Here is a 768-nt window from a genome sequence, read left to right as displayed (position 1 = left end):
GGTGATGCTGCCAACTTACTGATTTAGTGTATGATGGTGTTTTTGAGGTGCTCCAGTGGCTTCTGTTTCTATCAGCTGTCCCTCCTGTTCAGCTACTGACGGGGTGGTGCGTAACGGCAAAAGCACCGCCGGACATCAGCGCTATCTCTGCTCTCACTGCCGTAAAACATGGCAACTGCAGTTCACTTACACCGCTTCTCAACCCGGTACGCACCAGAAAATCATTGATATGGCCATGAATGGCGTTGGATGCCGGGCAACCGCCCGCATTATGGGCGTTGGCCTCAACACGATTTTCCGCCATTTAAAAAACTCAGGCCGCAGTCGGTAACCTCGCGCATACAGCCGGGCAGTGACGTCATCGTCTGCGCGGAAATGGACGAACAGTGGGGATACGTCGGGGCTAAATCGCGCCAGCGCTGGCTGTTTTACGCGTATGACAGGCTCCGGAAGACGGTTGTTGCGCACGTATTCGGTGAACGCACTATGGCGACGCTGGGGCGTCTTATGAGCCTGCTGTCACCCTTTGACGTGGTGATATGGATGACGGATGGCTGGCCGCTGTATGAATCCCGCCTGAAGGGAAAGCTGCACGTAATCAGCAAGCGATATACGCAGCGAATTGAGCGGCATAACCTGAATCTGAGGCAGCACCTGGCACGGCTGGGACGGAAGTCGCTGTCGTTCTCAAAATCGGTGGAGCTGCATGACAAAGTCATCGGGCATTATCTGAACATAAAACACTATCAATAAGTTGGAGTCATTACC

At 53.6% G+C, this 768-nt stretch carries 1 protein-coding gene; it reads left to right on the top strand.

The annotated features are described in order from the left end of the window. Positions 1 to 55 precede the first annotated feature (55 nt). Positions 56 to 753, top strand: a protein-coding gene (locus ACOI7Z_RS27280) for an IS1-like element IS1B family transposase (protein WP_095033700.1) whose coding sequence is annotated in 2 segments (ribosomal slippage) — positions 56 to 305 and positions 305 to 753 — 699 coding nt in all. Because the reading frame shifts where the segments join, the coding sequence is not laid out codon by codon here. Positions 754 to 768 lie beyond the last annotated feature (15 nt).

This window comes from Klebsiella sp. C283 (assembly GCF_048822555.1).
GTDB classification, from domain to species: domain Bacteria; phylum Pseudomonadota; class Gammaproteobacteria; order Enterobacterales; family Enterobacteriaceae; genus Klebsiella; species Klebsiella quasipneumoniae.
The sequence above is the reverse complement of the archived record's forward strand: the minus strand, read 5'-3'. Positions and strand labels throughout refer to the sequence as shown.